Origin of the sequence: Mesorhizobium sp. M0802, from assembly GCF_040320115.1 — a bacterium.
In the GTDB taxonomy this organism is placed as follows: Bacteria; Pseudomonadota; Alphaproteobacteria; order Rhizobiales; family Rhizobiaceae; genus Mesorhizobium.
In genome coordinates, this window is record NZ_JAMYOY010000001.1 from 571,971 (window position 1) to 596,960 (window position 24,990).

Consider the following 24,990-nt stretch of genomic DNA (forward strand, 5'->3'; position numbering starts at 1 on the left):
CCTCCTCCCCCTGCGGGGGAAGTGACGGCGCCCGCTCTACACCGGTCGGTACACTTTCTCCGCCGTGTTCCAGAAGATGTCCGCCTCGGCGGCCGCGCCATGCTTGCCCACCGCGGCGCGGTGCGCCTTGATTAGTTCGGCATGGGTCGTCCAGAGTTTTTCGATCGGGAAGTTGGAGCCGAACATCAGGTGGTCAGCGCCCAGAATGTCGATGGCATTGTCGACGATGTAGGCAATCAACGCCGGATCGTTGCGGTGGGCGAAGGTGCCGAGGCCCGACAGCTTGGCGTAGAAGTTCGGCGCTGTTGATAGAGTACTCAGGCCGGCTTTCCAGGCCTCGGTGGTTTCCGGCTCCATGCCGGTCAGCATGCCGGCATGGGTGAGGATGAAATTGGTGTCGGGGTTCTCGCCGACGAGCGTCAGCCCGTTCTTCATCTGGGCGGGGAAAAGCTGCAGGTCGAAGGACAGGCCATAGTCCTTAAGCCGCGCGACATTGGCCCGCACCCTGGGGTCGATGACCTGATCGGCCGAGGCAGCGAAGCGGAAGGCCGGCGTCTCGTGCCAATGCAGCTGCATGCGCACGCCGCGCAGGAGCGGGTACTTTTTCAATCGATCGATCTGGGGCCGGACATCGTCGACAGTCATATCGGTATAGCCGACGATAGCGTGCGGCCAGCCGGTCTCGTCGGCAGTCTTCTGCAGGAAGGCGACTTCTTTTTCGAAATCCTCCTTGGCCCAGTTGGTCTGGACATAGACGGCCTTCTCGACACCTGCGCCTTGCTGATCGGCGAGAAATTCCTCGATCGGATAGTCGCGGCGGATCGGCTCGTAGGGGCCGAAAATGCGTGGCACCATCGGCCCGACCAGCCAGGGCTGATCCTGCTGGCGCCAGATGTGGAAATGCGCGTCGATGGCTTTCTGCATCACGATACCCTTTTCCAGATTGCCGACGCCGCCGGGGCCGGGCGGGCGAGCGACAGGATGAAATCGGTGAGACTCCCGAGCGACGAGCCGTCGATGAGATCGTCGAGATCGGGCAAGATGGCGCGCAACGCCGCCGTTGCCGGCTGGAAGCGCGGATCGCCGGCCAAAGGTGTCGCCAGCGAAAGCCGGAAGGCGCGCGCGCTCAGTCGGCGCATTGCGGTCTCGAGATCGGCATGGTCGCCGCGCTCCAGCGCGTCCGACAGGATGATCACAGCAGCGCCGCGGGCGAAGGCTGAGAAACGGGGCACCGAGAGGAAGGCGAGCAGGGTCGGTCCCATGCGCGTGCCGCCGTCCCAGTCGTCGACGAGTGCCGCCGCGCGGGCGAGAGCCTGGTCGCGATCGCGGATACGCAGTGCGGACGTGATGCGGGTGAGCCGCGTGCCGAAGGTGAAGATTTCGGCACGGTCAGCACCTTGTACGGCGGCGTGCGCCAGTTTGAGGTAGTCCGCCGTGTGCAGCTTCATCGAGCCGGAGACGTCGATCAGGATCAGCAGTTTGCGCGCCACCGTCTGGCGGCGGCGCAGCTGCGGCGAGGGGATATCGCCATCGGCGCTGACGATTTCCCTGAGCGAGCGGCGCAGATCGAGCTTGCCGCGCGAATGGGTGCGCACGGTGCGGAAGGAGCGGCGCGCGGGCAGGGTTGAAGCGAGCTTGCGGCGGAAGGGCCCAAGGCCATCGTCGTCGCGGAGGAAGTCGCGGCTGCTGAGCTGTTCGATTGCCGACGACAGCTCGCCGCCTTTCTCCTGGCGCGTGGTCTGTTTCTCCTCCTGGCGCGTGCCGTGATCGTCCTTGATGCGGGTTTCCTCGTCTTCCTCGCCTTCGATCGAGGGTTGGCCATCGCCATGGAAGTGATTGCGAAAATGCGCCTCGAATTCGCCGCGGCGATTGGGCGGGGGGGCAAGCGTTGCGAGCGCCGCCTCGCGGATGTCGGCCATCGAGCGGGGACCGAGCAGGGTGACCGCCTGCATGAAGCTGGAGACCTGCTCGGGGGCGACGGCAAAGGCGTGGCGGCGCAGCAGCCGGGCGAAGTGGAGGAAGGGCGCGGAGGCGAGAGGAAGGGTTCCCTGACGCATCATTCCTTCGCGCCCCCCTCTGTCCTGCCGGACATCTCCCCCTCAAGGGGGGAGATTGGCGGCTTCGGCGCCTTGCTCAGGTCTGCAACTCTGGAGATTGGCGAAAGCCACAATGACAGCTGATCTCCCCCCTTGAGGGGGGAGATGTCCGGCAGGACAGAGGGGGGCGCTGTCCCGCCGGGTTGCGCATTGCCGAAGTCCCGGCTCACGCCAGCGCCTCCTCGACGATGGCACCAAGCTCCGGCGCGATCGCGGACAAATCCTCCTCGTCCTTGATAAGCACGCCGATGGCGCGGCGGAAGGCTTGCGGCCATGGGCTGCCGCCTTTCTCCAGTATGGTGGCGGCGTTGGCCCATTCGACGGCCTCGGAGATGCCGGGCGGCTTGGCCAGCGGGCGGACGCGGATCTCCTGCACGGCGGCCGCCACGGCGCGGGCGGTCGCTTCGGCGACCCCGCCGGCGCGCAGCATGATGATGGCGGCTTCGCGCTCGGCGTCGGGATAGCCGATCCAGTGATAGACGCAGCGCCGACGCAGCGCCTCCGCCAGTTCGCGGGTTCGGTTCGAGGTCAGGATGACGATCGGCTGTGCCTCGGCGCGGATCGTGCCGCGCTCAGGGATGCTGATTTGGAAATCGGAAAGGAATTCGAGAAGCAGCGCTTCGAATTCGTGGTCGGAGCGGTCGATCTCGTCGACCAGCAGCACGCGCTGCTCCGGCGCCCGCAGCACCTGCAGCAATGGCCGCGCGATCAGAAAGCGGTCGTCATAGATGTCGATCTCGTGCTCACCGGCATGGCGGATGGCGAGCAGCTGGCGCTGGTAGTTCCATTCGTAGAGCGCGTGTGCTGCGTCGATGCCTTCATAGCATTGCAGCCGCACCAGATCGCGGCCAAGCAGTTGCGCGATCGCCTTCGCAGCTTCGGTCTTGCCAACGCCGGGCGCGCCTTCCAGCAGCAGCGGCTTGCCGAGCCGTATGGCCAGGAAGATGGCGGTGGCCAGGCTGTCGTCGGCGAGGTAGCGCGAAGCAGCGAGATGCTGTGCCACCGCCTCCGGCGAGGTCGCGACAGTCTCGGCATTCGGCTCCTGCATGTCGTCCTCAGTTCGCCGCTTGCGCCTTCAGCGCGCGCAATATGCGCTCCGGTGTGATCGGCAGCGTGTCGATGCGCACGCCGACGGCGTCGAACACGGCATTGGCAACCGCGGGGATCTGCGGGTTCGCGCACATTTCGCCTGGCCCTTTGGCACCGTAAGGACCATCCGCCGACGGCCGCTCCAGCACGATGATCTCGGTTTGGGCGAGATCGCCCGGTCCCGGCATCAGATACTGGTTGAAGTCGGTGCCGCCATGGTCGCGTTTGGGATAATAGGGCTCGGTCGTTTCGTAGAGCGCGTGGCTGATGCCCATCCAGGAACCGCCGACCAGTTGCTGCTCGACCATTTTCGGGTTCAGCGCGCGGCCGATCTCAAAGACGTTCTTCACGGTCAGCACCGTAACCTCGCCCGTCTCGTCATCGACCTCGACTTCGGCCACCGTGCAGGCATGGGCGTAGCAGGTCGACGGCTTCATCGCGCCGGTCTCTTTCTCCGGATAGGAGCGCGGGATCAGGAACATGCCGCGGCCTGAGATCGAGCGGCCACGCTTGAAATGAGCCGACAGCGCGACATCGAAGATCGAGATCGACTTTTGCGGCGCGCCCTTGACCAGAATGTTGCCCTCGCCATCAGTTTCGAGATCAGAGGCGTTCACCTCCAGCTCTTCCGCCGCCACTTCCAGCATCACCTGGCGCGCTTCCTTGGCCGCCTGGATGACGGCGTTGCCGGCGCGGTGGGTGCCGCGCGAGGCGAAGGTGCCCATGCAGTGCGGACCGGTGTCGGTGTCGGCGGTGTCGATGGTAACCCGGTCCGTCGGCACGCCGATGGTCTCGGCGCAGATCTGCGCCATGATCTGCTTCAAGCCCTGACCGAGATCGACGCTGGAAAGCGTCACCATGAAATTGCCGGTCGGCGTCGAATGCACCAGCGCCTGCGTCGGGTCGCCGCCAAGGTTCATGCCCGTCGGATAGTTGATCGCGGCGACGCCGCGTCCGCGCCTTAGCGCCATCTCAAGCTCCCTTCTTGTAGGAGGACATCGCCATATACTTCTCCGCCACAGGCCAGTTGGCGGCGCGCGACGCCTCCTGCATACACTCGATCAGCGCCGCTCCTTCGGTCGGCTGGCGATGCGCCTTCATGTCGCCATCGCGATAGGCGTTGATGAAGCGGAATTCGAGCGGGTCCATGCCGATCAGCCGCGCCAGCTTGTCCATCTGCACCTCAAGCGCGAAGTCGCCGATGGTGACGCCGAAGCCGCGCATGGCGGAGGAGGGTGTGCGGTTGGTGTAGACGCAATAAGTGTCGATCCAGACATTGGGAATGGTGTAGGGGCCGGGATAGTGCGCCGCTCCCTTCTGCGCGCCATAAGGCGAATGGCGCGAATAGGCGCCGGCATCGGTATAGCCGGTCACCTTGCGCGCAACGATGCGGCCATCGTTCATCACGCCGTCCTTGATGATTATCTTTTCGGCGGCGCGGGGTGAGGAGATCTGCATCTCCTCTTCGCGGCTGTAGATGAAGGAGACGGGACGTCCTGTCAGCTTGGCGCCAAGAATGGCGATCGGCTCGACGATGACGTCGACCTTGCCGCCAAAGCCGCCGCCGACAGTGCCGCCGACGAAATGCAGTTTTGAGCCGGGCATCTGCAGGATGATCGAGGCGTTGTCGAGGGTGAAGAACATCGCCTGGGTGTTGGTGTAGCAGGTGAAGCGGTCATTGCCTTCGGGCACCACGACGCAGCCCGTGGTCTCGGTCGGCGCATGCTCGATCGGCGAGGACTGGTAGCTCTGTTCCAGGATGTGGTCGGCGCCGGCAAAGCCCGCCTCGACATCGCCGAAGCGCACCTTGCGGCATTCGCCGCTGTCATAGAGGTAATAATTCTGGCCGTGATATTCGTTGACCAAAGGCGCGCCGGGCTTCAGCGCTTCTTCCATGTCGAAGACGGCCGGCAGCACCTCATAATCGACCTTGACCTTGGCTGCCGCTTCCTGAGCCGCGCGCTCGGTCTCGGCCAGCACCGCCACCACGGCCTCGCCCTTCCAGCGCACCTTCCCGTCGGCCAGCACCGTTTCGTCTTCCGGTCCGACCTGGATCAGGATCAGGATGGTGTAGACATTGTGCGGCACATCCTTGGCGGTGAGGATTTTCACCACGCCGGTATGCTTCTCCGCTTCGGAAGTGTCGATCGAACGGATGCGGGCATGGTGGTGCGGACTGCGCACCATTTTCAGGTGAAGCATATTCGGGAAGTTGCGGTCGGCGAAATAGGCGGTCTTGCCCGTCACATGTCCCGGCGAATCCAGCCGAGGCCGCCCATGGCCGATCTCGTGCAGGCCGTCCTTGCGCTGATCGGCGAAATAGTTTTTGCGCAGTTCCATTCTTTTGGTCCTTAGGCCGCGTTCTGCGAATTGGCTCGGGCCGCGGTCAGCACCGCCTGGATGATCGGCTCGTAGCCGGTGCAGCGGCAGACATTGCCGGACAGCGCCTCGACCACATCCTCGCGGCTCGGATTGGGCGTGTGGTCAAGCAGCACCTTGGCGGCCATGATCATGCCCGGCGTGCAGAAGCCGCATTGCGTGGCGAAGGCATCGAGGAAGGCACGCTGCAGCGGGTGCAGCACGCCGGCCTCAGCGAGGCCCGATGTGGTGCGGATGTCGGCGCCGCCGCAGGTCTCGGCCAGGGTCAGGCAAGAGAGCCGGAGTTCGCCGTCGATGATGACCGAACAGGCGCCGCAGGTGCCCTGGTGGCAGCCGCCCTTGGGCGAGGTGTCGCCGATCTTGTCGCGCAGCGCGTGCAGCAGCGTCGTGCCGCTGTCGACGAATTCGGCCTTCTCTGAGCCGTTGAGCGTGAACTGAACCGGAACCTTTGCCATGTTTTCCTCCCAGCGCGCCTGCCCGATTGATCGGACAGATGCGCGCCCCCCAAGCGGTGGTTAAGTAAGCAGCAGCCGGCCGAGATGGACCGGGAGAACCTCGGCGCGATACCAGGCGCTGGCGATCGGATCGGTGATTGGCGAAGTGCCTTCACCGGCTGCAGCCAGCGCCGCTGCGACGCCGTCCTGGTCAAGCCTGCTGCCGATCAGTGCCTTTTCCGCAGCGCGGCCGCGCATCGGCCGGTCTGCCATGCAGCAGAGCGCGATCCGCGCCGAGGAGACAGTGCCGTCGCCGGCCTGTTCGAGAACGGCGGCGATGCTGAGCACCGAGACGCCCTTCGGCTTGACCCGCGACACTTTCAGAAAGCGGAAATTCTCGGCCTTCGGCAGCGCGAAGGCGACTGACGTGACGATGGCGCGGCTGCCGTCCCGCTTGGCCAGGAAATCCTCGATAGGCAATTCCCCATCATCGGTGCCAACCGTCGCATCCAGCGCCAGCAACACCACGGCGAAATCGCCATAGGGCGCCGGCGCAAACAAATTGCCGCCGACAGTCGCCATGTTGCGGATCGCCGGGCCGCCGACGGCGCGCGCGGCCTTGGAGAGTGCCGCAAGCTCGGGATGGCGGGCGATGGCCGCCATTGTCACCGAAGCGCCGATGCGGACCTTGCCGCCGGCAACGGTAATCCCGGAAAGGGTCGGATCGGTCGAGCGGACGAGGCCGGTGACGGAGACATCGCCTTCATTGGCGGCACGCACGACCAGCGTGCCGCCGCCGACATAGCGGGTGCCGGGCGCCTTCAGCGCCGCGTTGGCATCCCTGACGGCCGAAAAGGTCTGGAGGGCAAGCGCCATGGCAGTCTCCCTGGTTCAGCTCTGGCCAGAAAAATGGCTCTTCAACGCATTGAAGCCACCCTGGAAGACATTGGCGGCCATGCCGGCGGCGATCTTGTCGGCCTCTTCGGGCGCCGCGTCGAAGCTCGCGGTCCATTCGGCATAGGTGCGATCGCCGTCGGTCACGCGGCGCAATTGCAGCGTCGCCTTGTGATTGGTCAGCGGCTGCGGCGTCTCCAGGATGGAGTAGCTGACGCGGAAATTCGCATCGGAGAAGTCGAGCAGTTTTTCGCGGATACGCGCGCCGCTGGCGAGCTCGAAATTACGCACGCAGCCGATGGTTTCGGCGCTCTTGCCGTCTTCGATATGGCTCTTGACCATGCGCGGATGCCAGCCCGGCAGGCCGTTGAAGTCGCGGATGCGCGCCCAGACCTTTTCGACCGGCGCGTCGATGACGCTGGAGACGGTGACTTCAGCCATATGATCATTCCCCTACGAATTCGATACGCTGCAGGGTAGGGCGGCGGCCGGCGCTGCGCTTATCAATGGGTCTTGCGGCCCTATCAAGGAGTCTGAAAAACGAGCGGCTTGGCTCAGGCCATGGCCCGCGCCGCCTCGCGGTAAAGCGTCGGCGGCACCCCGACATGGTCGCGGAAGAAGCGCGAGAAATTGCCCTGGGTGGTGAAGCCGAGATTGCAGGCGACCGAGATCAGCGGCTCCTGCGACCACTGCAACTGCCGCACGGCTTCCTCCATACGCAGCGTGTTCCAGTAGACATTGGGCGTCAGATTGGTCTGTTCCTTGAACAATGCGAAGAAATGCGGCCGCGACAAGCCAACGCTGCGGGCGACGTCGTCGAACGAGATGCGTTCGCAGACATTGGCCTTCATCAGCTGGATTGCCTTGCGGACGCGAAAGTCCTGCATTGTGTTGACCCGGATGCGCGCCTCCTGCGGCGCCGAGGCGTCGGCGGCGTCGAGCACGCTATCGATGAAGCGCTCGATCTCGTAATTGGCGACGTCGTCGATGCTTTCATTGTCGCTCAAATGGTCGAGCAGGTTGGCGGCGGCCTGGTGCAGCCAGGGTTCGAGGGTGATTGCAGCCTGTGCAAACAACGGCGCCGACGAAGGCAGGTCGCGGCGCCGGCGCGCCCAATCCGGATCGATGTAGAAGGCGAGGAACAGGCCGGGCCTGCCGTTCTGCGACAGAATGTGGCTGTGCGGCTGGTAGGAATTGATGCCGGCGGCGGTGCCGGGACCCAGCGGCACCGTCTCGCGGCCGACGGTCATCTCGCCGGCCGTGCCCTCCAGCCAGATGATGATGTGGGCCTCGACATGCGCATGGGTGACGAAGTCGCTGGCGACATTCAGGACAGAAACATGTCCGAACCGGCCCCAATAGAGCCTGATCGCGTCCGTCATGGGTTATACCTCCCGCAGACGACTGGCCTCCCTTCGCCTGCGACGGGATTGTGCGGCTGAGTTCGGGCTCGCGTCAAGGCGCGGGGCGAAAGCCGCTGTGTGCTGCCGGCCGTAGTGGTGGATTTTCAGACTGAGCGATAGGGTTTCCCGTCAAACCGAAGCCGTCATGCCGCCGTCAACATAGAGCGTGTGGCCGTTGACGAAGGACGAGGCGTCGGAGGCGAGGAACACGGCGGCGCCGATCAGTTCGTCGACATACCCCCAGCGGCCAGCCGGCGTGCGCTTTTCCAGCCAGGCGGAGAATTCCTGGTTGTCGACCAGCGCCTGGTTCATCTCGGTGCGGAAATAGCCGGGGGCGATGGCATTGATCTGCAAGCCGTATTTCGCCCAGTCGGTGCACATGCCACGTGTCAAATTGCGGATTGCGCCCTTGGTGGCCGTATAGGGCGCGATGTTGGGCCGGGCGAGTTCGCTCTGCACCGAGCCGATGTTGATGATCTTGCCTTTGCCGCGCGCGATCATAGTGCGGGCGACCGCCTTGCCGGCATGGAAGGCGCCGGAGACATTGGTCTTGAACAGCCGCTCCCACTGCTCCTCGGGAAAGTCCTCGAGCGGAGCGCGGAACTGCACGCCGGCATTGTTGATCAGGATGTCGATGGCGCCGATCTCGGCCTCGATCCTGGCCACATCCACATCGACCGCACGAAAATCGGTGACGTCGAAGGTCGAGGCATGGGCGTTCAGCCCGGCGTCGCGCAAGCCGGCGACAGCACCGGCAACCTTGCCGGCATCGCGGCCGTTGAGCACGACACTTGCGCCATGCTCGGCAAGGCCGCGCGCCAGCGCCAGGCCGATGCCCTGGCCGGAGCCGGTGATCAGCGCCAGCCGCCCGTTGAGGTCGAACAGGGATTTCGATGTCAAAGCAACGGTTTCCAGCCGAAAGATTCAGTCCAAAAACATTCAATCATTGCGCCTGAAGTTGCGGATCCGGTCGAACAGCACCGCGAGCAGGATGGCGCCGCCGATGAACACGCCTTGCCAGAAAGCATTGATGCCGAGCAGACCAAGGCTGTTGCGGATCACTTCGATGAGCGCGGCACCGACAATGGCGCCGAAGGCGGTGCCGACGCCGCCGGCGAGATTGGCGCCGCCAATGACCGTGGCAGCGATGACCTGGAGTTCCATGCCGGTTCCGAGATTGGTGGTGACGGCGCCCAGCCATCCGGTCTGGATGATGCCGGCAATGCCCGCCGCCAGCGCCGAGATCATATAGACGGCGACCTTGATCTGCTTGACGGGAACGCCGGTCAGCGTCGCCGCGTGCTCATTGCCGCCAATGGCGAAGATGTGGCGGCCAAACTTGGTCCAGCGCAGCGTGAATCCGGTGATCAGCGCCAGAAGGATCATGTAGAGGACCGGATTGGCGATGCCGAACACCCAGGCGCCGCCGCCCAGCGCCAGAAGCTTGTCGTGATCCGGGCCGAACTGGAAGACGACGGTGTTGTTGGAGGCGACCATGGCGAGGCTGCGGGCAATCGACAGCATGCCGAGCGTCACCACGAAGGGTGGAAAGCCGAGATAGGCGATCATGATGCCGTTGAAGGCGCCTATGGCGAGCGCAGTGGCGATCGAGGCGAGGATGCCGACTTCTATGGAGTAGCCGGCATGCATGGTAACGGCCAGCACCATCGACGACAGACACAGCACCGAGCCCACCGACAGGTCGATGCCGCCAGTGATGATGACGAAGGTCATGCCAAGCGCGATGATGGCGACGAAGGTGATGTTGCGGGTGATGTTGTAAAGGTTCTTCGACGTGGCGAAGGCGTCGGTGGCAAAAGACAGGAACAGGCAGGCCAGGATGACCGCGATCACCACCCAGAAGGTCTGGCTGGCAAACAGTCTTGCCGGCAAGGATTGCTGTTTTTGTTCGATCGGCTGGTCAATTGTCAGTGCCATCGTCGACCTTCATGTGCTGTGCGTGGTGAAATTCGCTGAGATCAAACCTGTTCGATGGCGCCGGTGATCAGCCCGGTGACTTCCTCGGGCGAACTTGACGCAATCGTCTTGTCGGCGACCTTGCGGCCGCGCCGCATGACGATGACGCGGTCGGCGACGGTGAACACGTCAGGCATGCGGTGGCTGATCAGCACCACTGCGATGCCCTGGTCGCGCAAATGGCGGATCAGGTTCAGCACTTCGGCGACCTGGCGCACCGAGATCGCGGCCGTCGGTTCGTCCATCAACACGATCTTGGCCTGCGACAGCATGGTGCGCGCGATCGCTACTGCCTGGCGCTGGCCGCCCGACATCTGCTTGACGAGGTCGCGCGGACGGGTCTCGGACTTCAACTCGGCGAACAACTGGCCGGCGCGCTTGTACATGGCGGCATAGTCGAGGATGCGTAATGGGCCGACGCCGCGGCGCAGTTCACGGCCGAGATAGACATTGGCGGCGGCGGTCAGATTGTTGCACAGCGCCAGGTCCTGGTGGACGATCTCGATGCCGTGCTGGCGAGCTTCCGCCGGCTTGTGCAGGATCAACTCCTTGCCGTCCATGCGCATGACGCCATGGCTGGGGCGGAAATTGCCGGCGATCATCTTGACCAGTGTCGACTTGCCGGCGCCGTTGTCGCCCATCAGGCCGACCACCTGTCCGGGCTCGATCGACAGCGATACGTCGTTGACCGCCTGGATGGCGCCGAAATGCCTCGAGATATTGGTGAGTTCGAGAACCGCCACCAGTCTTTGCCTCCCCGTGTTTTGCGACCCGCTGCTGTTCCCGGCGTGAATGCCGGCGCTGCTTTGGCCCCGCTCTCCCCATCTCCTCCCGGAAACAGCGTCAGCGTTCTTTTACGCAAAAGCCGGCGCTCGTCAATCAATTGTCGGACGAATTGAAGCGTTGGTTATCCAAAAATCCGTTTTGTAGGACAAATAGCATTGACGTTGGCCGCAAGCCGATATTAGCTAAGCGTCGGAGGAGATTATGCCGATGCCGCTGGCGGTTAGCCGGGCGGAATCGGCGGAGGTTTATCGGTCGAGGTTGCGGCGCCACCCATGTGTTGAGCCGGGCCAATGCCGCATCTGGAAATGCTTATCGATCTGTCTTGGCGACACGAGTGCTCGTGAAACGAACCTCGGTCATTAAGCATCCGGTCGATCTGTGTGGCGGGCACGCCGTGTCCGTCTGTTTCAAGGGAGGACTGACATGAGGAAAACACTTTTGCTCGCCGCCGTCGCCGCCATGGCGCTGGGCGCCGGGCCGGCTTTGGCCAAGAAACAGCTCGTCATCGTGGTGAAGGGTCTCGACAATCCATTCTTCGAGGCCATCCACCAGGGTTGCGAGAAATGGAACAAGGAAAATGCCAGCTCGGAATATGAATGCTTCTACACCGGCCCGGCGTCGACCTCAGACGAGGCCGGCGAGGCGCAGATCGTTCAGGACATGCTGAGCAAGGCCGACACGGTGGCAATGGCGATTTCGCCATCCAACGCGCCGCTGATCGCTCAGACGATCAAGACCGCCAATCCGACGATCCCGATCATGACGCTCGACGCCGATCTCAGCAAGGAAGATGCCGCGCTGCGCAAGACCTATCTCGGCACCGACAACTATTTGATGGGTCACAAGATCGGCGAGTACATCAAGAAGGGCAAGCCGAACGGCGGCACGATCTGTACCATCGAAGGCAATCCCGCGGCCGACAACATCCTGCGCCGGGCGCAGGGCATGCGTGACGCGCTGTCGGGCAAGGAAGGCCTGGCGGCACTTGCCGGCGAAGGCGGCTGGACCGAAGTTGCCGGTTGCCCGGTGTTCACCAATGACGACGGCGCCAAGGGCGTGCAGGCGATGACCGACATCCTCGCCGCCAATCCCAAGCTCGACGCCTTCGGCATCATGGGCGGCTGGCCGCTGTTTGGCGCACCGCAGCCCTATCGCGACCTGTTCGGGCCGCTCAAGGACCGCATCGCCAGCAACGACTTCGTCATTGGCGCCGCCGATACGATCGGCGATGAAGTGGCGATCGCCCGTGACGGCCTTGTGACCGCTCTGGTCGGTCAGCGGCCGTTCGAAATGGGCTACAAGGCACCATCGGTGATGATCGATCTGGTCGAAGGCAAGGCGGTCGCCGATCCGGTGTTCACCGGCCTCGACGAATGCACCAAGGACACGGTCGACACCTGCATCCAGAAGTAGGTTCTCGATTTCGGGGCGCCCTTTGACGGGCGCCCCGTCTCTTCCCGGACGGACGCAACGGTTGGGGCAGCAGGCTCCGGCTTTGACACGTCTGTAGTTTGGATTTTCGGCAACGAGATCGGCGCGCCGTGCAGGTTCGGACCATTCCGGACGCAGACGGCCGACGCATTGGAACGTGAATGCCGGACGAGAAATCAAAGAAGCGAGCCGAGCGGGCCAAGGCACAAACCAGCCTCGGTCCGGCTGTCATGCGCAGGGCCGGTGCCGCGCATTTTCCGGGAGCGAGCGTCCATGTCTCGCTGGCCGGCGAGATTGGCCTCAGGATCGTGCGCGGCGACTATCCGCCCGGCACCATTCTGCCCAACGAGGCCAAATGGGCCGAGACCTTCGATGTCAGTCGTTCGGCGGTGCGCGAAGCCATCAAGATGCTGATGGCCAAAAGCCTGCTGGCTTCACGGCCCAAGATCGGCAGCTGGGTCGAGCCCAGGGAACGCTGGAACCTGCTCGACCGCGATGTGCTGGCCTGGTACGCGACCGGGCCGGACCGGGAAGCCTTCCTGCGCACGGTGCAGGAGTTCCGTCACATCATCGAGCCGGAAGCGTCGGCCTTTGCCGCTACGCGGCGCAACGACGAGCAGATGGACGAGATCAGCCAAGCCTGTCGTGAGATGGGCGAGGCTCTGAACCTGCAGGAGCGTATCCGCGCCGATACGCGTTTTCACCTCGCCATACTGCGCGCCTCGGGCAACGATCTGCTGGTGCCGCTTGGCGTTCTGATCGAGTCGGCGCTCGATCATCTCTTTGTCTTCGTCACACGCGAGACCAGCGATCAGCGGCGGGCGCAGGCGCTGCATGAGGCGATCGAGAAGAACATCCGCCTGCAGCGCCCTGCGGCCGCGCGCAATGCGGTGCACAAACTGCTCGCCAACACCGACGATGTTATCGGCCGGTCGAGGCGCTGACACAGGCTTTTCGCCGCCTTCAAATCGTCTGCTTCTTGCCGTCCTTGCTGGGCATCAGGTCGACGCCGTTGACCTTGCCGATATATGTCGCCAGCATCGGCACGAATTGCTCGGCCGGGCCAGTGGCATGGGCACCGGCGAAGGAGTTCTTGGTGGCGTTGCCGAGCGGGTTGGCGATGCCGGCCGCACCCGCCATCGATTCCAGATAGGTCAGGTCCTTGAAGGCGTTGGCGATGGTGAATTTATGCGCGTCGCGGTCGCCCTCCAGCGTCCAGCGCATGAAGGTCTGGTAGAAGCCGCAATCCATGCGGCCGTTGCGGATGACGCTGTCGAAACGCGGTGGCGAGATGCCGACCTTTTCGGCCAGCGCCAGCGCCTCGGAATAGATCGCGGCATAGCCCAGCGAGATGAAGTTGTTGAGCAGCTTCATGCGGTGGCCGTCACCTGTATCGCCAATATGAACGATGCGGCCGGCCCAGGTTTCGATGACCGGCTTCACACGGGCAAACAGCGCGTCGGGCGCGCCGACCATGGCGTCGAGCGTGCCTTCCCAGGCTTCCTTCGGGGTGCGGCTGAGCGGTGCATCGACGAAGTCGACGCCGATCTCCTTCAGTTCCGCCGCCAGCGCCACCGTCGAGACCGGATCGGCGGTCGAGCAGTCGACGACGACCGAACCCTTCTTCAAGCCCTCCTTGAGGCCGCCGGGGCCGCGGATGATGGCTTCCACTTCGCGCGAGCCGGTGACGCAGATGAAGACGATGTCGGACGCCGCCGCCACGTCGCGCGAAGTCGCCGCCTCCTTGGCGCCCCGGCCAATCAGGTCCTCCGCCGGCTTGCGGTTCTTGCGGCCGAGGAAGGTCAGGCCATAGCCCTTGTCGACGATGTTCTTGGCAATGCCGTGCCCCATCAGGCCAAGGCCGATAAAGCCGATCTTTTCGCTCGCGGCGGTCGTGGTCATGTCTTGAAGTCCTGTTGCGATGATTGATAGTGGGCGCCGCCGTCTGGCGGGCGAGGGTGGTTGCGGAATGCCATATTGTCTGACAATACACGGAAATCCTAGGCATTGGAGACGAAAATGACGAAGCGGATCATGTTCACCGGCGGCAGCGGCAAGGCCGGTCGCCATGTCGTGCAATATCTGGTCGAACAGGGCTGCCAGGTGCTCAACATCGACACCAAGCCGCTCGACAATCCCAAGGTGCGCACGCTGATCACCGACATCACCGACAGCGGCCAGGTGTTCAACGCGCTGTCGAGCTATATGGGCCTGCATGAATTCGACCCGTCGCTGCGGCCGCAGCCGGTCGATGCCGTGGTGCATTTCGCCGCGATACCGCGCATCATGATCACGACCGACAATGAGGTGTTCCGCATCAATGCGATGGGCACCTACAACGTCATCGAGGCGGCGGTGAAGCTTGGCATCCCCAAGGTGGTGATCGCGTCCAGCGAGACCACCTATGGCGTGGTGTTCGCCAATGAACCGCGCGACCCCAAATATTTTCCCCTCGATGAAGAATACGACGTCGATCCGATGGACAGCTATGCTCTGTCCAAGGTCGTCAACGAGCACACGGCGCGCGCCTTTGCGCAGCGCAACGGCACCGATATCTATGCCTTGCGCATCGGCAACGTCATCGAGCCGCACGAATATTCGCTGTTTCCGAAGTGGTTTGCCGATCCGGGCTTTCGCAAGCGCATCGCCTGGAGCTATGTCGACGCGCGCGATCTCGGCCAGATCGCGCTGCGCGCCGTTGAAACGGACGGGCTCGGCTTCCAGGTGTTCAACGCCGCCAATGACGATACCTCGTCCGACCTGCCGACAGCGGAACTGTTGAAGCGGTTTTATCCCGACGTGCCGGTCAAGACGAAGCTCGGCGAATATGAAACGCTGCTTTCCAACCGCAAGGCCAGGGACGTGCTCGGCTTCCGTCCCGAGCACAGCTGGCGCAAATACGTCAAATAGGTCTGGCAAATTGGGCTTTGGGGCAAGGTTGTAACCTGATCTGTGCACAGCCACAGGCTTTGCCGCCTGCGCCCGGCCCTCTGCTTGACAGCTTTCGAAATCCGGACTTTGTGGATGCATGAGGGACGGAAAGCCGAATAAGGGAAAGAAGTCTGACAAGACTGAGACAGCCGAGCGCCCGGCTGCCGTTCGGCGGGCTGACGCCACCCGGATGCCCGGCACCAGCGTGCATGCCTCGCTGGCCAGCGAAATCGGGCTTCGGATCGTGCGCGGCGACTATCCGCCAGGCACCATCCTGCCCAATGAAGCCAAATGGTCCGAAACCTTCAACGTCAGTCGCTCTGCGGTGCGCGAAGCGATCAAGATGCTGATGGCCAAAAGCCTTTTGGCATCGCGCCCCAAGATCGGCAGTTGGGTGGAGCCCAGGGAGCGCTGGAACCTACTCGATCGCGATGTGCTCGCCTGGTACGCGACCGCGCCCGACCGTGAGGTGTTCCTGAAGACGGTGCAGGAATTCCGCCACATCATCGAGCCGGAAGCGACTGCCTTCGCAGCCATGCGACGCACCGAGGAGCAGATGGCCGAGATCAGCCAGGCCTGCCGCGAGATGGGCGAGGCGTCGAGCCTGCAGGAGCGCACGCGCGCCGACACACGTTTCCATCTGGCCATCCTGCGTGCCTCCGGCAATGACCTGCTGGTGCCGCTCGGCGTGCTGATCGAATCCGCCTTCGATCATCTGTTCGCCTATACGACGCGCGAACTCGACGATCTGCAGCATGCACAGCAACTGCACGAGGCGATCGAGAAGGCCATCCGCCTGCAGCGGCCGGAGGCGGCCCGCAACGCGGTGCGCAAGCTGCTCGCCAATACAGACGGCGTCATCAACACCCGGTAGGATGTGCTGAAATTCAGGTGAGGCGGGCCTGCAAACGCCGGCTTTCTGCGCTTCCGGTGCTCACGTACTTAAGTACGCTCCGCTCCGGTTCTCGAACCCAATGTTTTCGGCGCGGCCTGACCTGAATCTCAACACATCCTGCGAGCGCTCAGCCGGCCTGCGAAGTGGCCAAATGCTGCCTGGTCAGCGCGATCAGCAGCGCCTGGTCGCGCGCGGCGTGCTCGGGGCGGTTGACCACCTCGTCGCCATTGACGATCGCACCCCAGAAGCCGCGCAGTTCCTCGACGAAGGCTTCGCCGTAGCCGGCACGTAGATCCTTCGTCGACAGTGTGTGGCCGTCCGAGGTCTTCACAGTCAGCCGGGTCGGGTGATGGTTGAGCCAGGGCGAGGGGAATTCGAGCTCGAGGCTGGCAGCGTCGAAGAACAGCGTGATGCGTTCCTTGTAGTCGGCGAGCTTCGGCACGGTGAGATGCGTCATCGTCCACAGCGCCTGGCCGTCGAGCAGTTTTACTGCGCCCTGGCCGCCATCGCCATTGGCGAAGATCTGCGCGCCGACGACCTCGCCATCCGGCACGCTGAGCGCGTCGAGCAGGCCGTGTACGGCATTCACATCGTGAATCAAGGCGGAGCTGTAGGCGCCGATAAATCCACGGAAAGCCAGATCGTTCAAAGGCTGGCCGATAGCGCGTTCGACCTGTTGTTTCTGCTTGCTTTGAGCGGCGGCAATCAGGTCCTTGGGAATATCGTTGCCGCGCTTGTAGCGCTGGTGGGCGATGAACGGCCAGGCGTCGGGATCGTTGACCTCGACAGAGACGGACCGCAGCGTCTTTGCCGTGCCGGGCAGCGAGGCCAGCGCCAGCCGGTAGCTCGGATCGAAGCGCTTCATATAGCCCACCTGCATGACCTTGCCGGCCTTGTCGCGCGCGGCGATGATCTCGGCGATTTCCGCCGGGGAATAGCAGAGCGGCTTTTCGCAGAAGACATGCAGGCCGCGCCCGAGTGCGGCCAGCACCTGCTCGTGATGCAGCGGGTCGGGCGAGCCGATGACGACGGCGTCGAGCTTCTGGTCGAACAGTTGCTCCAGCGTTTCGAAATTGGCGATGCCGTGGATTTCGCTGACATATTCCCGCGAAATCCTTGACGGGTCGGCGACGCCGACCAGTTCGAACAGGTCGCCGAGCCGCAACAGATTCGGAATATGCTCGACCTGCGAGATCATGCCGGCGCCGATAACGCCAACCCGTATCCTGCTCATGCTGCTAAAACTCTCTGCAAAGTGTTCCAGGCTCAGGGTGCGGCGGCCGGCCGATTGCCGATCTGCGCCAACAGCCCGGCAATCTCAGCTTCCACTGCCTTCAGATCCTCGCCGCCCGACATGATGGAAATCACCTCGTCGCGCGAGATCTCGGACTTTGCGTATGTGCCGCGATTGCGGCCGCGGTTGAGCAGCGTGAAAGTGTCACCGACAGGGTAGGCGTGGTGGATGTTGTGGCTGATGAAGATCACCGCCAGCCCGCGCATGCGCGCCTCGATGATGAATTTCAGCACCATGGCCGCCTGATGCACGCCGAGCGCCGAGGTCGGCTCGTCAAGGATCAGCACCTTTGCGCCGAAGTGGACTGCGCGCGCGATTGCCACCGATTGGCGCTCGCCGCCCGACAGCGTGCCGACGGCCTGCGTCGGGTCGCGCACGTCGATGCCGATATCGGCCATCGCCTGGCGGGCAATTGTGTTGGCGCGCTCCTTGTCGAAGCGCGAGAAGGGCAGGCGGCTTCTGGTCGGCTCGCGGCCGAGGAAGAAGTTGCGCGTGATCGACATCAGCGAGATCATGCCGAGGTCCTGGAAGACCGTCGCGACGCCGAGGTCCTGCGCGTCGCGCGGGCTGCGGAACGTGACGGGCTTGCCGTCGACGAAAATCTCGCCCTTGGTCGGCCGGTGAACGCCCGACAGAACCTTGATCAGTGTCGACTTGCCGGCGCCGTTGTCGCCCAGCAAGCAGTGCACCTCGCCGGGATAGACCTTGATGTCGATATCTTGGAGCGCGCGTACCGAGCCGAAATTGACCGACACACCACGCAATTCAATGGCTGGCTGGATGGCCGGGGACGGGTTTGGGTAGGTCATTTGCCGCCTCCGCGTCCGAGCGCCTTGAGGCGGATGTAGTTGTTGACCAGCACGGCCATCAAAATGACGATGCCGAGGAAGACCTTGAACCAGTCGGTGTCGATGCCGGTGTAGAAGATGCCCATCTGCACCAGGCCGAAGATCAGCGCGCCGAACAGCACGCCATAGACGGTGCCATAGCCGCCGGTGAGCAGCACGCCGCCGATGACCGCGGCGATGATTGCCTCGAATTCCTTGAGCAGGCCGCGCGTGGTGTCGGCGGAGCCGGCCTCCATCACCTGGATGGTGGCAAGCAAGGTCGCGGCACAGGCGGTGTAGATGAAGAGTGCGATCTTAACCCGGTCGACCGGTACGCCGACATTGCGGGCGGCATTGAGGTCGCCGCCGGTGGCGAATATCCAGTTGCCGTATTTGGTCTGGGTCAAGACATAGCCGGCAAGCGCTGTCAGGCCGAGCCACCAGACGATCGACATCGGAATGCCGACGACGAAGGGGATGCCGTCGGTGCGGGTGGCGATCCAGCCTTGCGTGCCCATCCATTGGAAGAAGCTGGTCAGGAGATGGCCGTTGAACAGGCTCGCGGTTGCCGGGTCCGGCGCGCCGTCGAGGATGTAGGGGATCTGCGTGCGGCCGGTGACGGCGCGGGTGATGCCGATCGACAGGCCGCGCAGGATGTAGAGCGATGCCAGCGTGACGATGAAGGAAGGCAGGCGGGTCTTCACAACAATCAGCCCGTTGACGTAGCCGGTGAGGATGGCGACAGCGAAGGCGCAGGCGATGCCGCCCCACAGCGGCAGGCCCCAATATTTCACCGTCAGTCCGATGACGACGCCGGCGAAGCCGACCATCGAGCCGACCGAGAGATCGAACTCGCCGGCGATGATGAGAAGGGCTGCGGCCGTGGCGATGATGCCGAGTTCGGCCGCCAGCGTCAGGAAGGTCATCGACCCCTGCAGCGAATAGAGGTTCGACGCACCCGGCAGCAGGGCGAAGATGATGATTGTGGCGATGAGGCCGCCGGCGGCACCGGCTTCGGGCCGGCGCAGCCATTGCGTCAGCCGGCCGGTGCTGGCCAGCCGCTCGTCAGTGCCGGCAGCCCGTTTCGACGTCATGCCGAAACGGTCCTTGCCCATCACCCCGGGGGCCGGCGCTTCTGGAGGTATCGCCTTGTCTTCCACAACAGCCATTAGGCTCCCCAATCGCTCACTTCGCAATCTCGACCAGAGACGGGGAGCGCATGGCGGCTCCCCGATCCGTTTTGGTCTTGCCTTAGCGGATGCCGTCCTTGGCGAGCGCCAGGATCGCCTTGGCCTTGTCGGGCGAGTCGATGAACAGCGGCCCGGTGTAGGCGTTGTTCTGCGGCCAGAAGCCATGTGTGGCATGCTCGACCAGATAGATCACCGGCAGGTATCCCATCAGATATTGCTGGGCGTCCATGCCGAAGCCCATTTCGCCGGCGACGACGGAATCCAGGACTTCGGGGCTGATGTCGAAGGTGTAGAGCTTGATCTTGCCGAACAGTTCCTTCTGCCGGAAGAACGGGATCAGCGGATTGGCGGCGGTGGCGCCGAGCGCGAAGACGGCCTGGGTGTCGGGATGCGCCGACAGATAGGCCTCGGTGCGGCGCTGGATGTCGGCCGGATCGGGCGACACGGTAAGCACCTCGGTGCCGCCGCCTGACGGCTTCAGCCCGTCATTCAACCCTTGGCAGCGCTGGTCGAGACTGACATTGCCGACCTCGTGGTTGATGCAGACGACCTTGAGCGTGCCTTCCTTGGCCAGCCGCTCGCCGGCCTTCTTGCCGGAATCATATTCGGAGACGGTGCCGACATAGAGAGAGGTGCCGAGTTCGGCGCCTTCCTTCTCGCCGGAATCCAGCACGACCATCGGAATGTTGGCGGCAAGTCCGGCCTTGACCGATTTGCCGAGCGCATTGGCGTCGGCAATGGAGACGGCGATGCCGTCGGGATTGGTGGCGATGGCCGCGTCGAGCAGGCGGGCCTGCTCGACCACGTCGAACACTTGCGGCGCATAATATTCGACCTTGGCGCCGGTGAGCGCCGCCGCATCGTCGACGCCGCGCTTGACCACCGACCAGTAGGGATCGGAGGCCGAGCCATGCACCACGAAGGTGATGCGGACATCCTTCGGGTCCTTCAGGCCCGCGGCTTGCACGACACCCGCCAGCATACTCATCGAGACAAGCGCGCCGAGCGCCAGTTTCAGAACAGTCTTCATGTCATTCTCCCATTGTCGTTGCAGTTCCAATTCCCTCTTTGCGCCTCGGCCGACCGGATCGGCTTACGGTGCTGCCCGGGTGGCCGCTTTGCGGGCCTTTGCCGGTGTCGATGCCCCGAGCCGTGCACGAAGCTCCTCGCGCAGCGGCTTCATGCCGATGATGTCGATGTCCTGCACGCCGAGCCAGTCGCGAAAACCCTGGTCCCGGAAGAGTTCATATTCCTCGGTGCGGACATAGGCGGAGCGCGGCTCGATCAGCTCGAGCTCGCCCGGCGCATTGAAATGCAGGCAAAAGAAGGTCAGGCCTTCGCGGACCCCTTCGACCAATGCCTTGTAGGCTGGCTCTATCGGTTTTGAGCGTGGACGGCCCCAGGTCGTCTGTATGGCAGCGTCGAAGATGACAAAGCCCTTGGCCCGGGCTTCAGTGACGCCGCGCTGGAACGCCGCTTCGGTGACGCCGACGAGATTGTCATTGGGCGAATAGGCCGACAGCGTTTTGGTCAACAGCACCGGCAGCCGATATTCCAGGCCGAGCTTGATGTAGACGTCGCAAAACTCCGGCGACAGCGCTGTCCCCATATGGGCGTCAAGATGAGTGACGTCGATGCCGGCGCGGTAGGCGGTGTCGATCTGGGCGCGAAGCTCGGTTTCCACCGCTTGCGGTGCTGCCTTGCGGCGGGTGGTCGCGACATCGGGCCAGAAATAACCGAACTCGTCCGTCAGGCCGGCCGCGGGCGACGGCGACGTCAGCGGCCGCCATTTGTAGTGCTGCTTTTCGCTGTTCAGCGTCAGGTGGACGCCGAGATCGAGCCGCGGATCGGCGGCTGCCGCTTCGGCCATCTCAGGGAACCATGGACACGGCACCATCACGGCGCCGGAGCTGCAGGCGCCCAGTGCGGTCAGTTCGAGGAAGGCGCTGTTGGCGCCATGGCACATGCCGACATCGTCTTCGTGCAGGACGAGCTGTCGCGTCATGGACGGCCACCGTCTTGCCGGTCACCGTCTTGCCGGCCACCATCTTGCCGGCACGCCGGTTTCGAGGGTCTTCCAAAGTGTGTCCCGTGCTGCATGGAACCGACCGTTTGCCCAACTGGACGCGATGGAACGCCCAATGCGGGCTTTCCGACAGGGCCACTTCGACGAATTCGGATGGGTACGATTTTTCCGCGGGCCTGCGTTCTGGAATGTCGATTTCATTCGATATGCCCACAGTCGGCGCTAAACGCCGCTCCGACGTGAGCAGGATGGCTTGATCCGATCGCAGCGGAGTGGTTCTTTCAAACAGCGGCCGTAGGCGTACTGCTTTCACACCATCAAGCGATGTGGAGACTTGCCATGTACACCGCCGGCGAAGAAGAGATCGAAGCCATTGCCAGGGTGATCCGCTCGGGCGCGCTGTTTCGCTATGGCGAGAACAGCGAGTGCAACCGCTTCGAGGCGCGCTATGCAAGGCATCTCGGCGTCGAGCATTTCGCGCTTGCCGCCAGCGGCACCTATGGGCTCGCCGCCGGCCTGATCGGCCTCGGCATCGGCCCGGGCGATGAGGTGCTGGTGCCGGCGCACACCTATATGGCGACCGCCACGGCAGTGCTGTCGGTCGGCGCCATTCCGGTCATTGTCGACATCGACGAGAGCCTGACCATCGACCCGGCCGCTCTGCGCGACGCCATCGGCCCGCGCACCAAGGCGGTCATCCCGGTACATATGTGGGGTGCGGCCTGCAACATGAACGCCATCATGGACATCGCTAAAAAACGCGGTCTGCTCGTGCTGGAAGATGTCTGCCAAGGCATTGGCGGCGGCTATGAGGGCAGGAAGCTCGGCTCGATCGGCCATGCCGGGGCCTACTCCTTCAACTACTTCAAGAACATGACCTCGGGCGAGGGCGGCGGCATCGCCACCAGCGACCCGAAAGTGGCCGAGCGCGCGCGCTGCGCCATCGACCCTTGCCATTTCTACTGGCAGGGCCGCAGCGACAGCATCAAGCCGTTCGCCGGCATCGGCGCGCGCGCCTCGGAATTGATGGGCGCGATGCTCAATGTCCAGCTCGACCGTCTGGACGGCATCATCGAGGCGATGCGGGCGGAGAAGAAGAAGGTGCTGGCCGGCACGCGCCATCTCGGCAATCTCGGTCTGACGCCGTCGCCGATGAACAGCCCCGACGACGATTGCGCGGCGCAGGTGATGTATCTGCTGCCCAGCGAACAGGCGGCGCAGACTTTTTCGAAGACCATTCCGAGCGTCATTGCCGGCAAGACCGGCCGCCACAATTTCACTCAGTGGGACCAGGTGCTGATGCATGAGGGCGCGCATCATCCGGCGCTCAATCCGTACACGCTGCCGGAAAACAAGGGCCTGCGGCTGACCTATGCCGACGATCTCGGCAAGGGTTCTCTCGACATCCTCAACCGCACGGTGATGATCGCGACGAATCCGGCGCATGGCGACGCCGACATCGACGACATGGTCCATAACATCGATGCGGCGGCCCGTGTGGCGCTGGAGAATGCCTCGCTGGACGATGTAGAGGTGCGCAAGGCAGCGCCCGTCGATCTGCAGAAATTCGATAGTGTGAATTGAAGCGCTCAGCGCTGGATCGGCCTATTGCCGGTCCAGCCGCATGAAGGCAGCGCGCAACGCCAGCACCGCGCGCAGGATCTGGCGTTCGTCCATCGCGGCATAGCCGAGCAGCAGGCCGTGTTCCGGCTCGCTCGAATGGTAGTTGATCGAGATGCCCTGCACGTCGAGGCCCTCCTTGACGGCGGCGGCGACGACGTCGCTGTCCTTGTAGGGTCGGATAAAACTGGCCAGCAGCTGCATGCCGGAATCGTTCTCGGTCACAGTCAGCCATTCGGCCAGATGCTCCTGGCACAGCTTGACGAAATTGGCTTGCCGGCGCGCATAAAGGCGGCGCATGCGTTTCAGATGCGTGGCGAAATAGCCTTGCGTGATGAAGTCGTTGACCGTCGCCTGCAGGATCAGCGGCGCGAACTGGCCGGTGATCGAGACGGCGCGGTCGAAGGGGACCGACAGTTCGCGCGGCACGATGAGATAGCCGATGCGGAGCGCCGGGATCAGCGTCTTGCCGAAGGAGCCGATATAGACGACCCGGTCGGCGTGATCGAGGCCGCGCAGCGCCGGTACCGGCCGGCCACGGTACCGGTACTCGCCGTCATAATCATCCTCGACGATCCAGGCGCCGTGGCGCTCGGCAATGTCGAGCAGTTGCAGCCGCTCCTCGATGCGCATGATGGTGCCGAACGGCCACTGGCAGGATGGCGTCACATAGATCAGCCGCGGCGGCGGCAGCTCTGGGTCTGCGAGATGCCAACCGTGGCGATCGACCTTCAAGGGCGCGAGCTGCGCGCCGCTGGCGAGAAAGGCGCTCTTGGCGCCGAGATAGCCGGGCTCCTCCATCCAGACATGGTCGCCTTCGTCCATCAGCACGCGCGAAGCGAGGTCGAGTGCTGCCTGCGCGCCGGTGACTATGATGACCTGGTCGGCGGTGCAGTTGATGCCGCGCGACAGGCTGATGGTCGACGCAATGGCCTGGCGCAGACCGGGATGGCCGGCAAAGGAGATATAGCCGAGCAAGTTCTCGTCGCGGCTGCGTGCGTTGCGCACCAGAAGGCTCGACCAGATGGTGAAGGGGAAGGACGCGGTTTCCGGCACGCCGGGATGGAAGTTGATGACACCGGCATTGCGCGGCGGCTGCGGGCCGTTGACGATGGTCTGACCGCGCCGCGAGAGCTTTTGCGGAGCGGCAAGCCCGGCGCGCAGCGCGGCCGGCGGGCGTTTCTGCTGGATCGGCGCCACCCAGGTGCCGGACCCGGCGCGCGCCTCTATAAACCCTTCGGCGAGCAGCTGGTCGTAGGCGGCGATCACCGTGTTTCGGCCGACCTTGAGATCCTCGGCCAGCGAGCGTGTCGATGGTAGCAGCGTGTTCTGCTGGATCTGGCCGTCGAGGATGAAGCGCCGCAGGGCGCCATAGATCTGTCGGTGCATCGGTTCGTCCGAGCCGCGGTCGACCGACATGATGTCGAGGGAAAGGCGCATGTGGTCGGCCAAGCTAGTCTCCGACGAGCCTGGCTGCGCGCGCGATCTTTTCTTCGTTAAGCAGGCAAACGGTCTCGAGCACCAGCCGTCTGGTTGCGGGACGGACCTCACGGCTGTTCTTCAGCGCGCGGTGAACGGTTGCCGCGCCGAGTTCCGCCTTCTCGGCGATCTCACGGATGGTGCAAAGCCGTTCCATGCCGAGTGCCGCCTCGAATGCCATGTCGCTCCTCCATCCGCATCAAGGCATGCCTCGTCGCCAGCCTCAAGCTGGAAACGCC

The 24,990-nt window shown here is 63.8% G+C and carries 25 protein-coding genes; 5 read left to right on the forward strand and 20 right to left on the reverse strand.

The window, feature by feature from the left end:
* Positions 1-36 precede the first annotated feature (36 nt).
* From NKI10_RS02760 to NKI10_RS02815, 12 genes are all read right to left on the reverse strand, one after another.
* Positions 37-924 carry an amidohydrolase family protein gene (locus NKI10_RS02760; RefSeq protein ID WP_352858649.1) on the reverse strand — a complete coding sequence of 296 codons (888 nt, stop codon included), beginning with the start codon at positions 922-924 and terminating at the stop codon, positions 37-39.
* Complete coding sequence (locus NKI10_RS02765) at positions 924-2,060, reverse strand: vWA domain-containing protein (protein WP_352858492.1); 1,137 nt, start codon at positions 2,058-2,060, stop codon at positions 924-926. Before NKI10_RS02765 ends, NKI10_RS02760 begins: the two co-directional genes overlap by 1 nt.
* A 202-nt stretch (positions 2,061-2,262) precedes the next feature.
* Positions 2,263-3,144 carry an AAA family ATPase gene (locus NKI10_RS02770; RefSeq protein WP_352858495.1) on the reverse strand — a complete coding sequence of 294 codons (882 nt, stop codon included), beginning with the start codon at positions 3,142-3,144 and terminating at the stop codon, positions 2,263-2,265.
* A gap of 7 nt (positions 3,145-3,151) precedes the next feature.
* The gene (locus NKI10_RS02775) at positions 3,152-4,156 is read right to left on the reverse strand and encodes a xanthine dehydrogenase family protein molybdopterin-binding subunit (protein ID WP_352858496.1); all 1,005 of its coding nucleotides are present in this window, start codon (positions 4,154-4,156) and stop codon (positions 3,152-3,154) included.
* A 1-nt stretch (position 4,157) separates the two neighbouring features.
* Positions 4,158-5,525, reverse strand: a complete 1,368-nt coding sequence (locus tag NKI10_RS02780; RefSeq protein ID WP_352858498.1) for a xanthine dehydrogenase family protein molybdopterin-binding subunit — start codon at positions 5,523-5,525, stop codon at positions 4,158-4,160.
* Between the two features lie 11 nt (positions 5,526-5,536).
* Positions 5,537-6,019 carry a (2Fe-2S)-binding protein gene (locus NKI10_RS02785; RefSeq protein ID WP_352858501.1) on the reverse strand — a complete coding sequence of 161 codons (483 nt, stop codon included), beginning with the start codon at positions 6,017-6,019 and terminating at the stop codon, positions 5,537-5,539.
* Between the two features lie 60 nt (positions 6,020-6,079).
* Positions 6,080-6,874 (reverse strand): FAD binding domain-containing protein, encoded by a 795-nt coding sequence (locus tag NKI10_RS02790; protein ID WP_352858504.1) that lies wholly within the window; start codon positions 6,872-6,874, stop codon positions 6,080-6,082.
* Between the two features lie 15 nt (positions 6,875-6,889).
* Positions 6,890-7,333: an SRPBCC family protein gene (locus tag NKI10_RS02795; RefSeq protein ID WP_023682239.1), complete on the reverse strand. Its 444-nt coding sequence runs from the start codon at positions 7,331-7,333 to the stop codon at positions 6,890-6,892.
* 113 nt (positions 7,334-7,446) lie between these two features.
* Positions 7,447-8,274, reverse strand: coding sequence for an AraC family transcriptional regulator (locus NKI10_RS02800; protein WP_023733130.1), 828 nt, complete (start codon positions 8,272-8,274; stop codon positions 7,447-7,449).
* Between the two features lie 150 nt (positions 8,275-8,424).
* A complete protein-coding gene (locus tag NKI10_RS02805) occupies positions 8,425-9,195 on the reverse strand; it encodes an SDR family oxidoreductase (RefSeq protein ID WP_352858508.1) in 771 nt (256 codons plus the stop codon).
* A gap of 39 nt (positions 9,196-9,234) precedes the next feature.
* Positions 9,235-10,233, reverse strand: a complete 999-nt coding sequence (locus NKI10_RS02810) for an ABC transporter permease (protein WP_023673048.1) — start codon at positions 10,231-10,233, stop codon at positions 9,235-9,237.
* 41 nt (positions 10,234-10,274) lie between these two features.
* A complete protein-coding gene (locus NKI10_RS02815; RefSeq protein ID WP_023696206.1) occupies positions 10,275-11,015 on the reverse strand; it encodes an ATP-binding cassette domain-containing protein in 741 nt (246 codons plus the stop codon).
* A gap of 466 nt (positions 11,016-11,481) precedes the next feature.
* Between NKI10_RS02815 and NKI10_RS02820 the strand changes: the two genes are divergently transcribed.
* Both NKI10_RS02820 and NKI10_RS02825 read left to right on the forward strand, forming a co-directional pair.
* Complete coding sequence (locus NKI10_RS02820) at positions 11,482-12,471, forward strand: sugar-binding protein (protein WP_023673050.1); 990 nt, start codon at positions 11,482-11,484, stop codon at positions 12,469-12,471.
* A 179-nt stretch (positions 12,472-12,650) separates the two neighbouring features.
* Positions 12,651-13,433: a FadR/GntR family transcriptional regulator gene (locus NKI10_RS02825; RefSeq protein ID WP_352764676.1), complete on the forward strand. Its 783-nt coding sequence runs from the start codon at positions 12,651-12,653 to the stop codon at positions 13,431-13,433.
* A 19-nt stretch (positions 13,434-13,452) separates the two neighbouring features.
* On the opposite strand, the gene NKI10_RS02830 is transcribed toward NKI10_RS02825, so the two are convergent.
* Positions 13,453-14,391, reverse strand: coding sequence for an NAD(P)-dependent oxidoreductase (locus NKI10_RS02830; RefSeq protein WP_023687954.1), 939 nt, complete (start codon positions 14,389-14,391; stop codon positions 13,453-13,455).
* A 117-nt stretch (positions 14,392-14,508) separates the two neighbouring features.
* Here NKI10_RS02830 and NKI10_RS02835 point away from each other — a divergent pair, with 117 nt between their 5' ends.
* Positions 14,509-15,399 (forward strand): NAD-dependent epimerase/dehydratase family protein, encoded by an 891-nt coding sequence (locus tag NKI10_RS02835; protein WP_352858512.1) that lies wholly within the window; start codon positions 14,509-14,511, stop codon positions 15,397-15,399.
* A 118-nt stretch (positions 15,400-15,517) separates the two neighbouring features.
* Positions 15,518-16,294, forward strand: coding sequence for a FadR/GntR family transcriptional regulator (locus NKI10_RS02840; protein ID WP_352858515.1), 777 nt, complete (start codon positions 15,518-15,520; stop codon positions 16,292-16,294).
* Between the two features lie 148 nt (positions 16,295-16,442).
* On the opposite strand, the gene NKI10_RS02845 is transcribed toward NKI10_RS02840, so the two are convergent.
* From NKI10_RS02845 to NKI10_RS02865, 5 genes are all read right to left on the reverse strand, one after another.
* Positions 16,443-17,549 (reverse strand): Gfo/Idh/MocA family protein, encoded by a 1,107-nt coding sequence (locus NKI10_RS02845; protein ID WP_352858518.1) that lies wholly within the window; start codon positions 17,547-17,549, stop codon positions 16,443-16,445.
* Between the two features lie 32 nt (positions 17,550-17,581).
* Positions 17,582-18,418 carry an ATP-binding cassette domain-containing protein gene (locus NKI10_RS02850; RefSeq protein ID WP_352858523.1) on the reverse strand — a complete coding sequence of 279 codons (837 nt, stop codon included), beginning with the start codon at positions 18,416-18,418 and terminating at the stop codon, positions 17,582-17,584.
* Positions 18,415-19,530 carry an ABC transporter permease gene (locus NKI10_RS02855; protein WP_352858652.1) on the reverse strand — a complete coding sequence of 372 codons (1,116 nt, stop codon included), beginning with the start codon at positions 19,528-19,530 and terminating at the stop codon, positions 18,415-18,417. The genes NKI10_RS02850 and NKI10_RS02855 overlap by 4 nt, the downstream gene beginning before the upstream one ends.
* Before the next feature lie 157 nt (positions 19,531-19,687).
* Positions 19,688-20,656, reverse strand: coding sequence for a rhizopine catabolism ABC transporter substrate-binding protein (locus tag NKI10_RS02860; protein ID WP_023687959.1), 969 nt, complete (start codon positions 20,654-20,656; stop codon positions 19,688-19,690).
* A gap of 63 nt (positions 20,657-20,719) precedes the next feature.
* Positions 20,720-21,631 carry a polysaccharide deacetylase family protein gene (locus NKI10_RS02865; RefSeq protein ID WP_352858527.1) on the reverse strand — a complete coding sequence of 304 codons (912 nt, stop codon included), beginning with the start codon at positions 21,629-21,631 and terminating at the stop codon, positions 20,720-20,722.
* Between the two features lie 360 nt (positions 21,632-21,991).
* On the opposite strand from NKI10_RS02865, the gene NKI10_RS02870 reads away from it, so the two are divergent.
* Complete coding sequence (locus NKI10_RS02870; protein WP_352858531.1) at positions 21,992-23,236, forward strand: DegT/DnrJ/EryC1/StrS family aminotransferase; 1,245 nt, start codon at positions 21,992-21,994, stop codon at positions 23,234-23,236.
* 21 nt (positions 23,237-23,257) lie between these two features.
* Here the strand turns inward: NKI10_RS02870 and mocR are convergent, their stop codons facing one another.
* Both mocR and NKI10_RS02880 read right to left on the reverse strand, forming a co-directional pair.
* The gene (gene mocR / locus NKI10_RS02875; RefSeq protein WP_023829210.1) at positions 23,258-24,724 is read right to left on the reverse strand and encodes a rhizopine catabolism transcriptional regulator MocR; all 1,467 of its coding nucleotides are present in this window, start codon (positions 24,722-24,724) and stop codon (positions 23,258-23,260) included.
* Between the two features lies 1 nt (position 24,725).
* Positions 24,726-24,932, reverse strand: coding sequence for a LacI family DNA-binding transcriptional regulator (locus NKI10_RS02880; RefSeq protein WP_023705614.1), 207 nt, complete (start codon positions 24,930-24,932; stop codon positions 24,726-24,728).
* Positions 24,933-24,990 lie beyond the last annotated feature (58 nt).

Coding starts and splice junctions, on each gene's coding strand:
- NKI10_RS02760 (WP_352858649.1), bottom strand. CDS start 924: ATGCAGAAAGCCATCGACGCGCATTTCCACATCTGGCGCCAGCAGGAT.
- NKI10_RS02765 (WP_352858492.1), bottom strand. CDS start 2,060: ATGATGCGTCAGGGAACCCTTCCTCTCGCCTCCGCGCCCTTCCTCCAC.
- NKI10_RS02770 (WP_352858495.1), bottom strand. CDS start 3,144: ATGCAGGAGCCGAATGCCGAGACTGTCGCGACCTCGCCGGAGGCGGTG.
- NKI10_RS02775 (WP_352858496.1), bottom strand. CDS start 4,156: ATGGCGCTAAGGCGCGGACGCGGCGTCGCCGCGATCAACTATCCGACG.
- NKI10_RS02780 (WP_352858498.1), bottom strand. CDS start 5,525: ATGGAACTGCGCAAAAACTATTTCGCCGATCAGCGCAAGGACGGCCTG.
- NKI10_RS02785 (WP_352858501.1), bottom strand. CDS start 6,019: ATGGCAAAGGTTCCGGTTCAGTTCACGCTCAACGGCTCAGAGAAGGCC.
- NKI10_RS02790 (WP_352858504.1), bottom strand. CDS start 6,874: ATGGCGCTTGCCCTCCAGACCTTTTCGGCCGTCAGGGATGCCAACGCG.
- NKI10_RS02795 (WP_023682239.1), bottom strand. CDS start 7,333: ATGGCTGAAGTCACCGTCTCCAGCGTCATCGACGCGCCGGTCGAAAAG.
- NKI10_RS02800 (WP_023733130.1), bottom strand. CDS start 8,274: ATGACGGACGCGATCAGGCTCTATTGGGGCCGGTTCGGACATGTTTCT.
- NKI10_RS02810 (WP_023673048.1), bottom strand. CDS start 10,233: ATGGCACTGACAATTGACCAGCCGATCGAACAAAAACAGCAATCCTTG.
- NKI10_RS02820 (WP_023673050.1), top strand. CDS start 11,482: ATGAGGAAAACACTTTTGCTCGCCGCCGTCGCCGCCATGGCGCTGGGC.
- NKI10_RS02825 (WP_352764676.1), top strand. CDS start 12,651: ATGCCGGACGAGAAATCAAAGAAGCGAGCCGAGCGGGCCAAGGCACAA.
- NKI10_RS02830 (WP_023687954.1), bottom strand. CDS start 14,391: ATGACCACGACCGCCGCGAGCGAAAAGATCGGCTTTATCGGCCTTGGC.
- NKI10_RS02835 (WP_352858512.1), top strand. CDS start 14,509: ATGACGAAGCGGATCATGTTCACCGGCGGCAGCGGCAAGGCCGGTCGC.
- NKI10_RS02840 (WP_352858515.1), top strand. CDS start 15,518: ATGAGGGACGGAAAGCCGAATAAGGGAAAGAAGTCTGACAAGACTGAG.
- NKI10_RS02845 (WP_352858518.1), bottom strand. CDS start 17,549: ATGAGCAGGATACGGGTTGGCGTTATCGGCGCCGGCATGATCTCGCAG.
- NKI10_RS02850 (WP_352858523.1), bottom strand. CDS start 18,418: ATGACCTACCCAAACCCGTCCCCGGCCATCCAGCCAGCCATTGAATTG.
- NKI10_RS02855 (WP_352858652.1), bottom strand. CDS start 19,530: ATGACGTCGAAACGGGCTGCCGGCACTGACGAGCGGCTGGCCAGCACC.
- NKI10_RS02860 (WP_023687959.1), bottom strand. CDS start 20,656: ATGAAGACTGTTCTGAAACTGGCGCTCGGCGCGCTTGTCTCGATGAGT.
- NKI10_RS02865 (WP_352858527.1), bottom strand. CDS start 21,631: ATGACGCGACAGCTCGTCCTGCACGAAGACGATGTCGGCATGTGCCAT.
- NKI10_RS02870 (WP_352858531.1), top strand. CDS start 21,992: ATGTACACCGCCGGCGAAGAAGAGATCGAAGCCATTGCCAGGGTGATC.
- NKI10_RS02880 (WP_023705614.1), bottom strand. CDS start 24,932: ATGGCATTCGAGGCGGCACTCGGCATGGAACGGCTTTGCACCATCCGT.